The organism is Streptomyces sp. A3M-1-3 (genome assembly GCF_024213665.1).
In the GTDB taxonomy this organism is placed as follows: domain Bacteria; phylum Actinomycetota; class Actinomycetes; order Streptomycetales; family Streptomycetaceae; genus Streptomyces.
The window spans coordinates 1-15,460 of record NZ_JANAVP010000045.1 but is presented as its reverse complement, the minus strand read 5'-3'; the positions used below and the strand labels follow the sequence as shown (position 1 = coordinate 15,460).

General features: G+C 71.4%; 14 protein-coding genes. 7 read left to right on the top strand and 7 right to left on the bottom strand.

Annotation, left to right across the window (positions count from 1 at the left end):
• Window positions 1–882, bottom strand: coding sequence for a helix-turn-helix transcriptional regulator (locus NLX86_RS32305; RefSeq protein WP_254375381.1), 882 nt, complete (start codon window positions 880–882; stop codon window positions 1–3).
• Window positions 883–1,094: 212 nt separating this feature from the next.
• On the opposite strand from NLX86_RS32305, the gene NLX86_RS32300 reads away from it, so the two are divergent.
• On the top strand, window positions 1,095–1,550 hold the full coding sequence (locus tag NLX86_RS32300; protein ID WP_254375380.1) for an ATP-binding protein: 456 nt from the start codon (window positions 1,095–1,097) through the stop codon (window positions 1,548–1,550).
• A 361-nt stretch (window positions 1,551–1,911) separates the two neighbouring features.
• Here the strand turns inward: NLX86_RS32300 and NLX86_RS32295 are convergent, their stop codons facing one another.
• Window positions 1,912–3,519, bottom strand: coding sequence for a FadD3 family acyl-CoA ligase (locus tag NLX86_RS32295; protein WP_254375400.1), 1,608 nt, complete (start codon window positions 3,517–3,519; stop codon window positions 1,912–1,914).
• A gap of 137 nt (window positions 3,520–3,656) precedes the next feature.
• Here NLX86_RS32295 and NLX86_RS32290 point away from each other — a divergent pair, with 137 nt between their 5' ends.
• From NLX86_RS32290 to NLX86_RS32280, 3 genes are read left to right on the top strand one after another with little or no spacing between them, the layout of a single operon-like run.
• Window positions 3,657–4,808: a lipid-transfer protein gene (locus tag NLX86_RS32290; RefSeq protein WP_254375379.1), complete on the top strand. Its 1,152-nt coding sequence runs from the start codon at window positions 3,657–3,659 to the stop codon at window positions 4,806–4,808.
• Between the two features lie 8 nt (window positions 4,809–4,816).
• Complete coding sequence (locus NLX86_RS32285) at window positions 4,817–5,287, top strand: Zn-ribbon domain-containing OB-fold protein (protein ID WP_254375378.1); 471 nt, start codon at window positions 4,817–4,819, stop codon at window positions 5,285–5,287.
• Window positions 5,284–6,066, top strand: a complete 783-nt coding sequence (locus tag NLX86_RS32280) for an enoyl-CoA hydratase/isomerase family protein (protein WP_254375377.1) — start codon at window positions 5,284–5,286, stop codon at window positions 6,064–6,066. The genes NLX86_RS32285 and NLX86_RS32280 overlap by 4 nt, the downstream gene beginning before the upstream one ends.
• A 7-nt stretch (window positions 6,067–6,073) precedes the next feature.
• On the opposite strand, the gene NLX86_RS32275 is transcribed toward NLX86_RS32280, so the two are convergent.
• On the bottom strand, window positions 6,074–6,607 hold the full coding sequence (locus NLX86_RS32275) for a hypothetical protein (protein ID WP_254375376.1): 534 nt from the start codon (window positions 6,605–6,607) through the stop codon (window positions 6,074–6,076).
• A gap of 227 nt (window positions 6,608–6,834) precedes the next feature.
• On the opposite strand from NLX86_RS32275, the gene NLX86_RS32270 reads away from it, so the two are divergent.
• Entirely contained in the window at window positions 6,835–7,539 is a 705-nt protein-coding gene (locus NLX86_RS32270) for a Trp biosynthesis-associated membrane protein (RefSeq protein WP_254375375.1), read from the top strand.
• A 31-nt stretch (window positions 7,540–7,570) separates the two neighbouring features.
• On the opposite strand, the gene NLX86_RS32265 is transcribed toward NLX86_RS32270, so the two are convergent.
• Both NLX86_RS32265 and NLX86_RS32260 read right to left on the bottom strand, forming a co-directional pair.
• Window positions 7,571–10,042, bottom strand: a complete 2,472-nt coding sequence (locus NLX86_RS32265) for a PQQ-binding-like beta-propeller repeat protein (protein WP_254375374.1) — start codon at window positions 10,040–10,042, stop codon at window positions 7,571–7,573.
• 230 nt (window positions 10,043–10,272) lie between these two features.
• Window positions 10,273–11,181 (bottom strand): VOC family protein, encoded by a 909-nt coding sequence (locus NLX86_RS32260; protein WP_254375373.1) that lies wholly within the window; start codon window positions 11,179–11,181, stop codon window positions 10,273–10,275.
• 298 nt (window positions 11,182–11,479) lie between these two features.
• Here NLX86_RS32260 and NLX86_RS32255 point away from each other — a divergent pair, with 298 nt between their 5' ends.
• Window positions 11,480–12,127 (top strand): TetR family transcriptional regulator, encoded by a 648-nt coding sequence (locus NLX86_RS32255; protein WP_254375372.1) that lies wholly within the window; start codon window positions 11,480–11,482, stop codon window positions 12,125–12,127.
• Window positions 12,128–12,286: 159 nt separating this feature from the next.
• Here the strand turns inward: NLX86_RS32255 and NLX86_RS32250 are convergent, their stop codons facing one another.
• A complete protein-coding gene (locus NLX86_RS32250) occupies window positions 12,287–12,760 on the bottom strand; it encodes a nitroreductase family deazaflavin-dependent oxidoreductase (protein ID WP_254375371.1) in 474 nt (157 codons plus the stop codon).
• Entirely contained in the window at window positions 12,760–13,998 is a 1,239-nt protein-coding gene (locus NLX86_RS32245) for an acyl-CoA dehydrogenase family protein (RefSeq protein ID WP_254375370.1), read from the bottom strand. Before NLX86_RS32245 ends, NLX86_RS32250 begins: the two co-directional genes overlap by 1 nt.
• A gap of 148 nt (window positions 13,999–14,146) precedes the next feature.
• Between NLX86_RS32245 and NLX86_RS32240 the strand changes: the two genes are divergently transcribed.
• Complete coding sequence (locus tag NLX86_RS32240; protein WP_254375369.1) at window positions 14,147–15,334, top strand: acetyl-CoA acetyltransferase; 1,188 nt, start codon at window positions 14,147–14,149, stop codon at window positions 15,332–15,334.
• The last annotated feature ends 126 nt before the right edge of the window (window positions 15,335–15,460 follow it).

Here is a 15,460-nt window from a genome sequence, read left to right as displayed (position 1 = left end):
CTACATCTCCTCAACGACGCGTCTGATGAGCGACCGGGAGTCGGTCTGCGCGAGCGCTTGCCGGGCAACGCGATCGAAGATCGCCGCGTGGTGCGCGGTGTCCTGCTCGCTCTCCAGCCACAGGGTAGACGAGGGCGTATCCAGATGGACCACGTCCATCGCCCCGGACTCGGCGAACGACATGACAGTGAACGCCCCCGCCATGCTGGCGTGAGCACCGGCGCGGTAAGGCAGCACCTGGACCTTCACGTTCGGAAGTTTGGTCAGCTTCAGCATGTGGTCGAGTTGGGCTCGCATGGCCTCACGGCCTCCAACCTCATGCCGGAGTACTCCTTCGCCGACAACCGCCCACAGCTGGATCGGCCGGTCGCCGGCGATCCGCTCCTGGCGCGCGATACGGGCTTCGACATACCGTTCGATCTCATCAGGGTCGTCCCACAGTCCTGCCGCCACGTGCAGGGCCCGCGCATAGTCCGGCGTCTGGAGCAGGCCCGGAATCAGGGCCACTTGAAGCGTTCGGACACGGGTGGCGACATCCTCCAGCGCCACATACTCGACCTGCGCCCGCAGCTCCGGATACTGGTTCCACCAGCCGTGCGCTTTGCGTCGGCCACGGTCGGCCCTCGCCAGGTCCAGCAGGCCGCCGATCAGTGCGCGATCGTCCACTCCGTACAGCTCGCAGAGCGCTTTGATGTCCGGATCGCGCACCGGCACCCAACCACGCTCCATCTTTACGACCTTCGTCGCCGTCGCGCTCAGCGTCTCCGCCGCCTCGGCCTGCGTCCTCCCCGCCGCATCCCGCAGGCGCAGCAGCTCGCCACCGAGCTTGCGTCCCAGCACAGTTGACGTTCGGGCCAGCGCCGACGCCCGCCTTGGAGCCATGCGGTCCCACCTCCTCGTTCGCACTCACCGTGCGGCCATTCCGGGAACATCTTCCCCCGAACAACTTGCACAGGAAGTATTCCAGTCTCTACCGTGAGTTAGCAACCGCTCGCACAGCGGCGCCAGTTGGCGGAAGTGCACCGCTCCGCCCTGCGCGGACGCGGCATCGCCACCGCCGCCCGGCACCCGACCGCACAAGGAGGTGCGCGTCCATGGTCAAGCCACCGCGGGAAGCCGACCGATACGACATCACTCACTACCCACCGCGCCTGGAGTCCGTACCCCTCTCCAGACTCCGGGTCGCGCGACTAGTTACGGAATGGGGCCACCCGTCCCTGGTCGACGACGCCGCCCTGCTCACCAGCGAGTTGACGACCAACGCCCTGCTGCACGGCTGCTTGCGGGACCGGCTGTTCCGGGTCGAGCTCTTACTGACCGGGAGCGTGCTGCGGATCGTCGTCACCGACCCGAAGGGCGAACGCAGACCGGCACCGCGCACGCCGGCCGGGGACGACCAGTTCGGGCGCGGGCTGCTGCTCGTCCGCGCGCTGGCGGCGGACTGGGGCGTCCAGGAACTCACAGTCGGCAAGGCGGTGTGGGCGGAGCTCGGCGCGTGCCCTGACCAGGAGCGAAGGTTGGACCAAAACCCGGGGCCGCCCGGTTTGTGAGTTTGGCGGGCCACGTCTCCCTGTAAAGGGCGCTCCCTGCGGTCGCGTCGCTGCGCGATTCCGCTTCGCTGCACCCTTGACAGCGAGCCGTGTCCCGCTACTGCGGATGAACGTCGGGCGGCCCCGGGGAGCGGGCCCCACCTCAAAATCCGTGAAGCCGACGACTGGCTGGAGGATTGCGCGCTCATCCAGCTCAAGACACCCACGTTCGATCACGCCGGCCGTCTCCCCAGCACCGCCCGCCTTCGATCCCTCGACGCACTGCACTGCGCTGCCGCGCTGAGCCTGGGATCGGCCGTATCGGCGTTTGTCGCGTACGACAGGCGGCTCGTCGAGTCCGCGGAAGCCCTCGGCCTCCCCGTCACGAGCCCTGGCGCGCCCTGAGCTCCGTCTTCAGCACCTTCCCGCTCGCGTTCCGCGGCAGCTCCGGCACGAACTCCACCGCCCTCGGCACCTTGTAGTTCGCCATCTCCCGCCGCGACCAGGCGATCAGGTCGTCCGAGGTCAGCGTCGAGCCGGTCCGGCGGACCGCGTACGCCTTGCCCACCTCGCCCAGCCGCGCGTCCGAGACACCGACCACCGCCACGTCCGCGATGTCCGGGTGCAGGCCGAGCAGTTGCTCTATCTCCGCCGGGTACGCGTTGAAGCCGCCGACGATGAACATGTCCTTGATCCGGTCGGTGATACGGAGGTTCCCGGCCCCGTCCAGCACCCCGACATCACCCGTGCGCAGCCAGCCATCAGGCGTGATCGCCTTCTTCGTCTCCTGCGGGTCCTCGAAGTAGCCCTGCATGACATGGTGCCCGCGCACCAGGATCTCCCCCGCCTCCCCCGGCGGCTGCGGGGCGCCCGTGGGCGCGACGACCCGGACCTCCGTGTCCGGGATGGCGCGGCCCGAGGTGGCCGAGATGACCTCGGCCCGGTCGCCGCGGCGGCACATCGTCACGATGCCGCTCGCCTCCGACAACCCGTAAGCCGTCAGGACAGTGGCGATGTTCAGCTCGCTGCGCAGCCGCTCGACAAGCTGCAGCGGAACCACCGCCGCGCCGGTCACGACCAGCCGGAGCGCCGAGAGGTCGTGCCTGTCGCGCGCCGGGTGGTCCAGCAGCGACTGGTGGAGGGTCGGCGGTCCGGGCAGTACGGAGATGCGTTCGGCCGCGATGTTGGCCAGCACGGTGTCCACGTTGAAGACCGGCTGCGGCACCATCGTCGCGCCCCGCATCAGGCAGGCGATGATGCCGGCCTTGTAGCCGAAGGTGTGGAAGAAGGGGTTCACGACCAGATAGCGGTCGCCCTCGCGCAGCCCCGCCAGTTCGCTCCAGACGTCGTAGCAGCGCAGGGTCTGCGCGTGCGTGATCACCGCACCCTTGGGCCGGCCGGTCGTTCCCGACGTGAAGACGATGTCGGACGCGGACCCGGCCGGGACCGCGTCCGCGCGCTCGCGCACCACGGCGGCCGGCACCCCGTCCCCGCCCGCCAGGAAGTCCTTCCAGGTGCGGAAGTTCTCGGGAGCGTCGTCCGCCAGGACCACGACCTGTTCGAGGTGCGGCAGGCCGGGCAGCGGGCCGTCCCCGCTCCCCTCCGCCGTCGCGCGGCGCAGCGATGCGACGTACGACGTGCCCAGGAACGTACCGGTGACGAAGAGCAGCCTGGCGCGGCTGCGGGCGAGTACGTACGCCGCCTCCGTGCCCTTGAACCGGGTGTTCAGCGGCACCAGCACGGCCCCCGTGGACACCGCCCCGAGCGCCGAGACGATCCAGTCCAGGGTGTTGGGGGCCCAGACCGCGACCCGGTCGCCGGGCTCGACGCCGGATGCGATGCAGGCGGCGGCCGCGCGTTCGACCCGCTCGCCCAGCTCCGTGTACGTGATCCTCGTACGGCCATCCACGACGGCCTCGCGCTCCGCGTACCGCTCGGCGGCCGAGCGCACCAGCCGCGGAATGCTGCCCCACCGCAAATCCCCGCGCATGAGGTCCTCACCGCTGTCCTGCTCTCCGGCCATCGTAAGCCCCTCCCACACCAGTAGCTGACTAACCGTCAGATTAGCTGTAGCCTTCCCGGCTGTCAGCAGTGGCTCAGACCGGAACACGACCCACGGAGGTGGCGATGGCGGCAACCCTCAAGGACGCTACAGCGATAGCCGGGATAGGCCAGACCGCCTTCGCCAGGCAACTCCCCGAATCCGAGAAGGCGTTGGCCTGCCGCGCCATCCTGGCCGCGCTCGACGACGCCGGGATCGCGCCCTCCGAGATCGACGCGTTCGCCTCGTACACCATGGAGGAGACCGACGAGGTCGAGGTCGCCAAGGCCATCGGCGCGGGCGACGTGACGTACTTCTCCAAGGTCGGCTACGGCGGCGGAGGCTCCTGCGCCACCGTCGCGCACCTCGCCTCCGCCATCGCCACCGGCCAGGCGAGCGTCGGCGTCGCCTGGCGGTCCCGTAAGCGCGGATCGGGCCCCCGCCCCTGGAAGAACACCGCCGTCCAGCTCCCCACCCCCGCCCAGTGGACCCGCCCCTTCGGCCTGCTGCGCCCGGCCGACGAGATCGGCCTGCTGGCCCGCCGCTACATGCACGAGTACGGGGCGACCCGCGACCACCTCTTCAATGTGGCCCTGGCCTGCCGGAACCGGGCCAACCAGAACCCGGCGGCGATCATGTACGAGCGGCCGCTGACCCGCGAGATGTACATGACCGCCCGCTGGATCAGCGAGCCGCTGTGCCTCTTCGACAACTGCCTGGAGACCGACGGCGCGCTGGCCTGCGTCATCGTCTCCGCCGAGCGCGCCCGCGACTGCCGGCGGAAGCCGGTGTACGTCCACTCCGCCGCCCAGGGGCTGCCCGCCCAGCACCACGGGATGGTCAACTACTGGAACGACGACCCCCTCACCGGCCCCGCCTGGACCGCCGCCCGCCACCTCTGGAAGCAGGCCGACTTCGGGCCGCAGGACGTCGACGTGGCGCAGATCTACGACGCGTTCACGCCGCTCATCCCGCTCTCCCTGGAGGGCTACGGCTTCTGCGGCAGGGGCGAAGGCGGCGCGTACACCGAGGGAGGCGCCCTCGAGATCGGCGGGCGGCTGCCCATCAACACCGGCGGCGGGGGCCTGTCCGAGGCGTACGTCCACGGCTTCAACCTCATCACCGAAGGCGTCCGACAACTGCGCGGCACCAGCACCGCCCAGGTCCCCGACGCCGCCACCTGCCTGGTCACCGCGGGCGAGGGAGTCCCCACCTCCGCGATTCTGCTGAGGAGTTGAGCCGACCGATGACCACCACTGACGCGACCACCACCGACAACAGCCTGCTGACGCCCGTCGTCGACGAGGACGGCGCGCCCTTCTGGGCGTACGCAGCCCAGGGCGAGCTGCGCATCCAGGCCTGCGCGAACGCGGACTGCGGCGAACTGCGCTTCCCGCCCCGGCCGTGCTGCCCGCACTGCCAGTCGTTCGACAGCGAGTGGCGCAGGATGAGCGGGCGCGGCCGCATCTGGTCGTACGTACTGCCGCATCCGCCACTGCTGCCCGGCTACGCCGCGCAAGCCCCGTACAACGCGATCGTCGTCGAGCTCGCCGACGCGCCGCGCATCCGGCTCGTCGGCAACCTGGTGAGCGAGCCGGACGCGCCGCTGAACTCCGTCGATCCGGCGCGGCTGCGCATCGGCGCGCCCGTGCGGGTGGCGTTCTCGCAGCTCACGCCCGGTATTACTGTCCCGCGCTGGCTGCTGGAGCGGCCGTGAGCGAGGTCCGAGGCATCCGGGTCGAGCCCGACAAGGCGACCGGCGTCGCGGTCGTCACGCTCGACCGGCCGGAGAAGCACAACGCCATCGACCTGACGGCGGCCCGCGACCTCTCCGCCGCCTGGCGGGGGTTCCGCTTCGACGATTCCGTACGGGCCGTCGTCGTCACCGGCGCCGGAGCGAGGGCCTTCTGCACCGGCATCGACCGCTCGGTGGAGGTGCCGCAGCCCTCCTCCCCGTACTCGATCGACGATCCGCTGCTCGCGATCGGCCCGAAGGCCAACGACCTGTGGAAGCCGGTGATCGCGGCGGTCAACGGGATGGCGTGCGGCGGGGCGTTCTATCTGCTCGGCGAGGCGGAGTTCGTCGTCGCCTCCCGGGACGCGACCTTCTTCGACCCGCACACGACGTACGGCATGGTCAGCGCGTACGAGGCGATCGCCATGGCGCAGCGGATGCCGTTCGGCGAGGTGGCCCGGATGTCGCTGATGGGGACGGCCGAACGGCTCTCCGCGCAGCGGGCGTACGAGATCGGGCTGGTGTCTGAGCTGACGGATCCCGGCGAGGCACTGGCGGCCGCGGTGCGCAGCGCCGAGACCATCGCCTCGTACCCGACCGCCGCCGTGCAGGGCACGGTGCGCGCGGTCTGGGCGGCGAAGGAGGCGGCCCGCGTACAGGCGACTGCCCAGGCCCCGCACCTGATCGCGCTCGGCAATCTGCCGGCGGAGCGGCAGGCGGAGCTGTTCACCGCCCGCCGCGCGTCGTTCCGGGTCCGCTAGGCGTCCGCTAGGCCGTCGTGCGGGTCACGCCGGTGACCTCGCACTTGCCGCCGCTGCCCGTGTCACTGCCCGTGGGCACGTACGAGGCGGCGACGTCGAGGGTGTCGGTGGTGTTCGGCATGACGTACGGGATCGTCGAGTTGCTGGTGCGCAGCAGGGTGCCGTTCGGGTCGGTGAACTTCACGTTGAACTTGTAGGTGTACTTCTCCGACGCGCTGCTGTTGGTGGCGCTGATCCGCGCCACGATGCCGCGGGACGGGTCGTACTCGCAGGACTCGATCTTGATGTCGCGGACGGCGCTGTTGTTGCTGCCGCCGGTCGTCGAGCCGGTGGTCAGGCCGCCGGACGTGCTGCTCGACGAGCCGTCGTCGCCGCCGCTCGTGGAGCCGCCACTGCTGCTACTGCTACTGCCGCTGCTCGAACCGCCGCTGCTGCCGCTGCTCGAGCTGTCACAGCCGCCACCGCCGGAGCCGCGGGCTCCGGTGAGCGCGACGATGGCGATGCCGAAGACGGCGACGGCGCGGACATGACGAAGCTTCACGCTTCAACCCCCGTTGAAATCGCTGGAAAATGGCCCGCTATTGACGAGCGCACGTCACCCTAGCAGCGCCGGAGAGCGGTCCTCGCACGGTCCTCGCGCCCTTGCCTGCATCCATCCCTGGACCCGTCCCTGCGCCCGTCCCTGCGCCCTTCCCTCGCACCGATGCCTGGCGGCGGTCCCTCTCGCGGCGTAGCGTCGGGACCGAGAGCCGACGCAGGAGGCCGAGCATGATCCGCAACGTTCTCGGCTCCGTCATCGGTCTCGTCGGAGCGACGGCCGCCGTCTGGAGCCCCTTCCGTGCCTGGTACGACGGCCGTCACGGACGCGACTACCGCATCGCGGAGCTGGTCAGCGGCACCGGCATCACCGACAGCAAGGCGCCCGTGGCGGCCTCGATTCTGCTGCCGTTCGCCTTCGCCGCCCTCCTCACCCTGATCGCCGTCGTGCTGCGCTCCCGCGTGCTGATGGCCGTGGCCGGAGTCGTGGTGCTGGGCTTCACCGTGCTGTGGATGATCCGGCAGGGCCAGGCCGCGGGCAGCCTCAGCGTCGACGGCGACGGCGGCGGCGTGGGCCTGGGCGACGGCGTCGCGAACGCGATCGGCGGCGGCGTGCTGCTGCTCATCGCCGCCGTTGTGCTGTCCGGCCGTGGGAGCAGGCCGAGACGCCGGCACGGGCGCGTGGACGGGCCGCACGCCCCGCAGGAGCCGACCGACCGGCCCCCGGGCGAGGGCCCGCGGGCCTATCCGCCGGCGGACAGGCCGTCGCCCGAACGGCCGTGGCAGCCGCGACAGCCGCGCTCCGGGCAGACCGGGCAGACCGGGCCCGAGGGGCACACCGGCCCCGGCGGGCGGACCGGGCCCGAGGGGCGGACCGGCCCCGGCGGGCCCGATGCGACGACACGTGGGTGGGACGAACCACCGCCACGGACGTGAGCTGCGAACCGAAACGGGCGAACGGCAACGGCTACCCGCGCGGCGGCGCGGCCGCGCGGGTTCCCGTGCCCTTCACCGCGTCCAGTGCGTAGACGCAGCGGTCCTTGCTGCATGCGTACACCACTCCGCCCTGCGCCACCGGCGAGCCGGTGATCTCACCGCCCGTCGCGAGCTTCCAGCGCAGCTGGCCGCCTGCCGCGTCCAGGGTGTAGAGGCAGTGGTCGGCGGAGCCGAAGTGCACCCGGCCATCGGCGGCCACCGGAGCGCCCACGACCTCGCCACCCGCCGCGAAACGCCACTTCGGCGTACCCGTCACCGCGTCCAGCGTGTAGAGCGCGCTGCCGGAGCCGACGTGGACGTTGCCGTCGGCGACGAGAACGGGTTCGACGGACTGGCGGGCCTCGGTCGCGATGCGCCAGCGGTCCTTGCCGGTGGCCGCGTCCAGGGCGTACACCGTGCCCAGGTAGTCGGCGAGGTAGACGCCGCCGCCCGTGACGGCCGGGCCGGGGGCGAACGCGGGCGGGCTGAGGAAGACCGCCGGGGCCTCGAAGTGCCAGCGCACGTGCCCGCTGGCGATGTCGACCGCGAGGACCCGGGTACCGGCGGCGATGTACGCGTATCCGTCGGGCGCGGGCGTGACCCGCACCGGGACGTTGCCGCAGGATGCGGCGTCGCCGACGGGGTAGGACCAGCGCTCGACACCGGTCCGGGCGTCCAGCGCCCGGAGCCGGGCGTCCTTCCACACGTACACCGTCGAGTCGTCGATGACCGGACCGGCCTCGGGGGTCTCGAAGTCCGTCTGGGCGCCGGTGATCTCCCACAGCTTCTGGCCGTTGGCGGCCTCCCAGCCCTGTACGCCGCCGCCGCGCGTCGCGGTGATCACCGTGCCGCGGTCGGCCTTGAGGGAGTACACCCAGGCGTCGGTCTGCAGGCGCCAGCGCTCGGCGCCGTCCGCGGCGTCGAGGGCGTACAGCGAGGGGCCGTCGGAGGCGTGGATCAGGCCGTCCGTGACGGCCATCGCCCAGGCCACGTCACGGGTCTTGAACTGGCGGCGGCCGCTGGCCACGTCCAGGGCGTGCACCTCGAAGGAGGTCACGTAGAGCAGGTTCCCGGCGACCGTGGGGGTGCCCCACACGTCGTTCGACATACGGAAACGCCAGGGCCGCCAGCGGCCGTTGTCCGGGGCCGGGCTGGGCGTGGGTACGGCAGCGGGGCCGGGCTCGGCGCCGTTGACGGCCGGATTCGGGTGGGGGTGGGGATTGGGGTGCGGATCGGACTGCGGATTCTGGTGCGCGGGGGCGGCCACTCCGGCGGGCGGACGGATCCAGCCGGTCGCGGCCACCGGGCCGGCGCCCGCCCCGACCGCCCGCGCGTCGGCGACGCGTGGGCCGGGGCCGATGGACACCTTGGCGCCGGCCAGCCGTACCGGCCCGTCGGACTGGTGCTGATGCGGCTGCGGCTGCGGCTGGCGGGGAGGCTGGGGCGGCGGAGGCGGGGGTGCCTGGCCGGTGCGCGGGTCGCTGCCACGCCAGGCGCTGTCCCAGTCGTTGCCGCGCGGCGGCGTGGGTGGTCTGCGCTTGGGCGGCGCGGCCGGCTGCGTGGGCGCGCGGCCGCCACGGCGCTGCTCGATCATCGCGGTCGCGCGCGCGGGCAGCCAGGCCGAGGCCGTACCGCTGTCGTCACTGCCGGAGCCGAAGAGGTGAGGGGCGAGCTGGGCCTGCAGATCGGCAGGGCTCGGCCGCCGGACGGCCTCCATCTGCATACAGGACTCGATCAGCGGGCGCAGCTCGTCGGGCAGGCCCCCCAGGTCGGGCCCCTCGCGCAGCAGCATGAAGACGGTCTCGACCGGGTTGGCCCCGTGGAAGGGCGGATGCCCGGTCGCGGCGAACACCAGCGTCGAGCCGAGCGAGAAGACGTCGCTCGCGCCCTTGACGCTGCGCGAGTCCTTGGCCTGCTCGGGCGACATGTACGCGGGCGTGCCCACGGCGACGTTGGTCATGGTCAGCCGGGTGTTGGAGACGCCGCTCGCGATACCGAAGTCGATGACACGCGGGCCGTCCTCCACCACCAGGACGTTGGACGGCTTGAGGTCGCGGTGGACGAGACCGGCACCGTGGATCGACTGCAGAGCCTCGGCGATCCCGGCCGCGAGCCAGCGGACCGCCTGGGCCGGCATCGGCCCGCACTCATTCACTATTTCTTCGAGGGAGGGAGCGGGCACATACGCGGTGGCCAGCCACGGCACGGCCGCCCGCGGGTCCGCGTCCACGACGGCGGCGGTGTAGAAGCCGCTGACGGCCCGTGCTGCCTCGACCTCGCGCGTGAAGCGGACCCGGAACAGCTGGTCCTCGGCAAGCTCGGTACGTACCGTCTTGATCGCCACCCGCCGGCCGGACGCCGAGCGCGCGAGATAGACCAGCCCCATGCCGCCGGCGCCGAGTCGTCCCAGCACCTCGAACGGGCCGATCCGTCTCGGGTCGTGCTGCGTCAGCTGCTCCACCACTTGCCTGCCACCTCCCCGTACGGGCCCCATCGGAATGGAGCCCGTGAAATACCGCCCTGTGCAGCGTCTCACCACTGGGCACCACCCGGCGGTGCGCACCCTGATTCTTCCTGTCGGAGGCGGCCGAGGCGAACCCGGGGGCGGATCGGGGTGTCTCACCGCGATCCGGACACTTGAACGGTGTCGGGCTTGGGCTCGGGCTTGGGGCTCAGCCCGGACCCGCCTCGTGCTCAGCCCTGGGACCCGGCCTCGGGGTCGCGGTCGGGCTTGGCCTGGGGCTTGGCCTCGGGCCTGGCCTCGGACCTCGTCTCGGACCTGGCCTCGGCCTCGGGCTCTGGCTCGGGCTCGGCCTCGGGCTCGGGCTCGGGCTCGGCCAGCAGGGCGAAGACCGCGCCCTGGTTGTCGGCGACCACGGTAATCCGCCCGTACGGCGTATCGAAGGGACCGGCGGTGACGCGGCCGCCGAGCCGCTGCACCGTGGCCACCGACTCGTCGCAGTCGTCGACATTGAAGTAGACGAGGAAATGGGCCGGCATCTCGACCGGGAACGCATCAGTGATGACGCTGCGGCCGCCGATCGCGGTCTCCGGCCCGGGCTTCGAGCCCCGCGGCGACCAGGTCCGGAATTCGACGCCCGCGTCCTCGATGTCCTGGCCGACGAAGCCGAACACCGTCTCGTAGAAGGGGTCGACCCGGTCCTTGTCCCGCGTGTACACCTCGGTCCAGCAGTACGCGTTCGGCTCCCGAAACTTCTCGAAGCCGCGGTGGGTGCCCGGCTGCCAGAGCCCGAAAACCGCGCCCTCGGGGTCGGCGGCCAGCGCCATCGTGCCGAACGGACCGACCTCCATCGGATCCATGACCAGCCGGCCGCCCGCGCTCCTGATCCTGGCGCTGAGCGCGAACGCGTCCGGGGTGGCGAAGTACACCTCCCAGACGGTGGGCATCCGGCCGTCCGGCTTCGGGGCGAGCGCGGCGACGTTCTTTCCGTCGCTGTACGCCTGCGTGTAGAAGCCGTGCTCGTCGCCCGCGCCCTCGTCGAAGGTCCAGCCGAACAGCTCCCCGTAGAAGCGCTTGCCCGCCGCAAGATCCGGAAGCGAAGCGTCCACCCAGCAGGGTGTGCCCTCTGCGAAGTCAGCCATGGGGCTGGATTCCTTTCCCGTGCGCGGGAACTCTGTGGTGCCCGTCACACTCAAGCTAACGGTCACTTACGTGCCGAGGGAAGGGAAATAATCGAACATATGGCCAATAAAGGGGCAGATCGGCTTGCGGTTACTGAGTTGTCCACTGAAGTTGTCCACAGGCTGTTGATAAGACTATTCGGGGGAAGGGCCAGGGCGGGGCGGAGCGGAGGCGAGCGGGCGGCCGTCCGCCGAGAGGGGTAACCCCATTTGCAGTCGGCCGAATCGCGCTCCGATCACCCCTCGGTAAGCTGACGGCATGACAGGACAAGTACGCACCGTCGACGGCCGCGTGGCCGGACGACGCGGCCAGGCGACGCGGCAGAAGCTGCTCGACTGCCTCAGCGAGATGCTCAGCTCCTCGCCGTACCGGGACGTCAAGGTCATCGACGTCGCCCGGAAAGCGGGAACCTCTCCCGCGACCTTCTACCAGTACTTCCCCGACGTCGAGGGCGCCGTCCTGGAAATCGCCGAGCGAATGGCCACGGAAGGAGCCCAGTTGACGGAACTCGTCGCGGGCCGCTCCTGGGTCGGCAAGGCCGGCTGGCAGACCTCGGAGGAACTGGTCGAGGGATTCCTCGACTTCTGGCGCAGGAACGACGCGATTCTGCGCGTCGTCGACCTGGGAGCGGCGGAGGGCGACAAGCGGTTCTACAAGATCCGCATGAAGATCCTGAACTCCGTCAACAACTCCCTTACGGACGCGGTCAAGGACCTCCAGGCCAAGGGCAGGGTCGACAAGGACGTCAGCCCGGCCGCCATGGCCGGCTCCCTGGTCGCGATGCTCGCGGCGGTCGCCTCGCACCAGAAGGGCTTCCAGACGTGGGGCGTCAAGCAGGCCGAACTCAAGCCGAACCTGGCGCTGTTGGTACACCTCGGCATCACCGGCAAGAAGCCGACGAAGTAACCGCCGGATCGAACCTGACTTGGTGATACCGGGCTGCCTCACGCGCCCGCATTCCTGTCTACTACTTTCTCCTGTCTGCCTCTTGCCTGCTTCCCTCCTTCCCTGCCGACCTTCCTGTCTGCGCGTTCCCGGTGAGCCTGCACTGCCTGACTGCCCCGGTCAGCGGCGGTGCAGGCGGAAGAGCCGGATCTCGCGTTCCACCCTCGCCTGATACGTCGCGTACGGCGGCCAGAACCTCAGCACCGCCTCCCAGGCGGCCGCCCGCTCCTCGCCGGTCAGCAGACTCGCCCGGACCGGGATGCGCCGGCCCTTCCAACTGACCTCGGCATCCGGGTTCTTGAGCAGGTTCGCCGTCCAGGCCGGATGCCCCGGGCGGCCGAAGTTGGACCCGATCAGAATCCAGCTGCCCGACTCCTCCTCCGGCATGCAGGCCAGCGGGGTGGTCCGCGGCTGCCCGCTCTTCGCGCCCCGAGCGGTCAGGATCACGCCGGGCAGCATCTGGGCGCTCAGGATCACCTTGCCCCGGGTGAGCCGGTGGACCGCGCGGTCCATGGCCGGGATGAAGTGCGGGGCGACCTTCGCGAACGTACGGGTCGAGGAGACCTTCTGGATCAGGCGCATTCCGCGGGGCATCAGACCACCACCGCCCCCGCGAACAGGCCAGCCTGGTGGGCCGCGTGCGCCCGCAGCCGGTGGACCGGGCCGAACAGCAGCTCGTCCGCCGCCGCCCGCTTGAAGTACAGATGCGCTTCGTGCTCCCACGTGAAGCCGATGCCGCCGTGCAGCTGGATGGCCTCGGCTGCGGTGGCGCGCAGCGCCTGAAGTGCCTGGGCCAGGGCGAGGCCGCCGGCCTCCGCCGGGTCCCAGGCCGCGTAGTACGCGGCCGAGCGCGCGGCCTGCAGCTGTACGTACAGGTCGGCGAGCCGGTGCTGGACCGCCTGGAAGGACCCGATGGGCCGCCCGAACTGCTCGCGGGCCTGGACGTACTCGATCGTCCGCTCCAGCGCGGCCGACGCCGCGCCGACCGCCTCGGCGGCCAGTACGGCGGCGACGGTGCGGCCCACGGCGGCAAGGGCGCCCGGCACGTCGGCGTCCTGCGCCGCGCCACCGCCCTCGCGCCCGCCCTCGCGCTCGTCCTCGCGCCCGCCCTCCCGTTCCTCTGCGCCCAGCAGCTCGGCTTCCGCGTCGCGGAGCTCGATCCTCGCCTGGCTCCTGGTCTCGTCCAGGGAGGTCTGCCGGGTACGGGCGAGGCCCGCGGCCTCGGCGCGGACTAGGAAGAGCAGCGTCCGGCTACGGGCGAAGCCGCCCGCGTGGGCGGCGACCACCAGGACCCCGGCACTGTGCCCGTCGAGGACCTGCCCGGCCTCCCCGTACAGCCGCCAGCCGTTCTCGGTGCGGCGCGCCTGTACGCCGCCGGCCCGGCCGCCGCCCGCCCACTCACCGCCGGTGTTGTCCTCCGTGAGCGCGAGCGCCGCCGAGAGGCTGCCGCCCGGCACGGCGAGGGCCGCGGTGAGGTCGCCCGAGGCGATGCGCGGCAGCAGGTCAGCACGCTGGGCCTCCGTACCGAGCGCGCTGATCAGCGGCGCGGCGAGTACGGCGGTGGCGAGCAGGGGGGACGGCAGCAGGGCCCGGCCGGTCTCCTCGCAGGCGAGCGCCAGCTCGGCGGACCCACAGCCGACGCCTCCGTACGCCTCGGGGAGCGCCAGCCCGGGCAGCCCCAACTGTTGCGCAAGCTGCTGCCAGAGCTCCCGGTCGTAGCCGGCGGCGGTCCGGACCGCGGCCTTGACCTCGTCGGGGCCGCAGCGTTTACCCAGCAGTTCTCGCAGGGTGCGGCGGATCTCGTCCTGCTCCGCGGTGAAGGCGGCGTCCATCGGCGGGCTCCTCCCCTATCTGACGAGGCGTCATGTTAGGACGGGTCCGTCGAGATGCACAGAGCCGCGACGAGCTCCTTGTGGGACGCCGAGGTAGATCCGCGGGACGGGGATGGCAGCGGCATTTATCTGATATACCGTCAGATTCATGTCTTCAGCCAATCGCAGGGTCGCTGTTGTCGGTATATCGCTCTCGGACTGCGGCCGGGTCGACGAGGCCACTCCATACGCCCTGCACGCGCAGGCCGCCCGCCGCGCGCTCGCCGATTCGGGCCTGGACCGCTCGGTGGTCGACGGCCTCGCCTCGGCGGGCCTGGGGACGCTGGCCCCGGTCGAGGTCGCTGAGTATCTGGGGTTGCGCCCCACCTGGATGGACTCCACCGCCGTGGGCGGCTCGACCTGGGAGGTGATGGCGGCCCATGCGGCGGACGCGATCGCGGCGGGGCACGCCAACGCCGTACTGCTGGTGTACGGGTCGACGGCCCGCGCCGACATCAAAGCGCGGCGTCGCACGTCGAACCTGTCCTTCGGGGCCCGGGGACCGCTGCAGTTCGAGGTCCCGTACGGGCACACGCTGATCGCGAAGTACGCGATGGCGGCACGCCGCCACATGCACGAGTACGGCACGACGCTGGAGCAGCTCGCGTCGGTGGCGGTGCAGGCGCGGGCGAACGCGGCGACGAACCCGGACGCGATGTTCCGGGAGCCGGTGACGGTCGACGACGTCCTCTCCGGCCCGATGATCGCGGATCCGTTCACGAAGCTGCACTGCTGCATCCGGTCGGACGGGGGCTGCGCGGTGCTGCTGGCGGCGGAGGAGTACGTCGCGGACACGGCGAAGGCTCCGGTGTGGATCCTGGGCGCGGGCACGTCCGTCTCCCACACGACCATGTCGGAGTGGGAGGACTTCACGGTCTCGCCGGCGGCGGTGTCGGGACGGCTGGCGTTCGAGCGGGCGGGGGTGCGGCCTTCGGATGTGGATGTGGCGGAGATCTACGACGCGTTCACCTATATGACGCTGGTGACGCTGGAGGATCTGGGCTTCTGCGAGAAGGGCGAGGGCGGGGCCTTCGTGGAGAAGGGCCGTCTGCTGCGGGACGGCGAGCTCCCGGTGAACACGGACGGCGGCGGCCTGTCGGCCTGCCACCCCGGCATGCGGGGACTGTTCCTGCTGGTGGAGGCGGTACGGCAACTGCGCGGCGAGGCGGGCGAGGGCCAGGTCCGCAAGCCGGGCGGCGGCGGTCGCGGCAGCGGCCGGCTGCCGGAAGTGGCGGTGGCTTCGGGCACGGGCGGCTGGTTCTGCTCGTCGGGGACGGTGGTACTGGGGCGGGGGTGACGGTGGACGGGGGTCGGGGGCGAGCGGAGCGGGGGCCGGGGGTCGGGGGCTAGATGAATGAGTCCAAGGGGTGTCGTTGCGGTCAGTGATCGTAGGCGGTGAGTGATCGCTTGACCGGCTGATTGG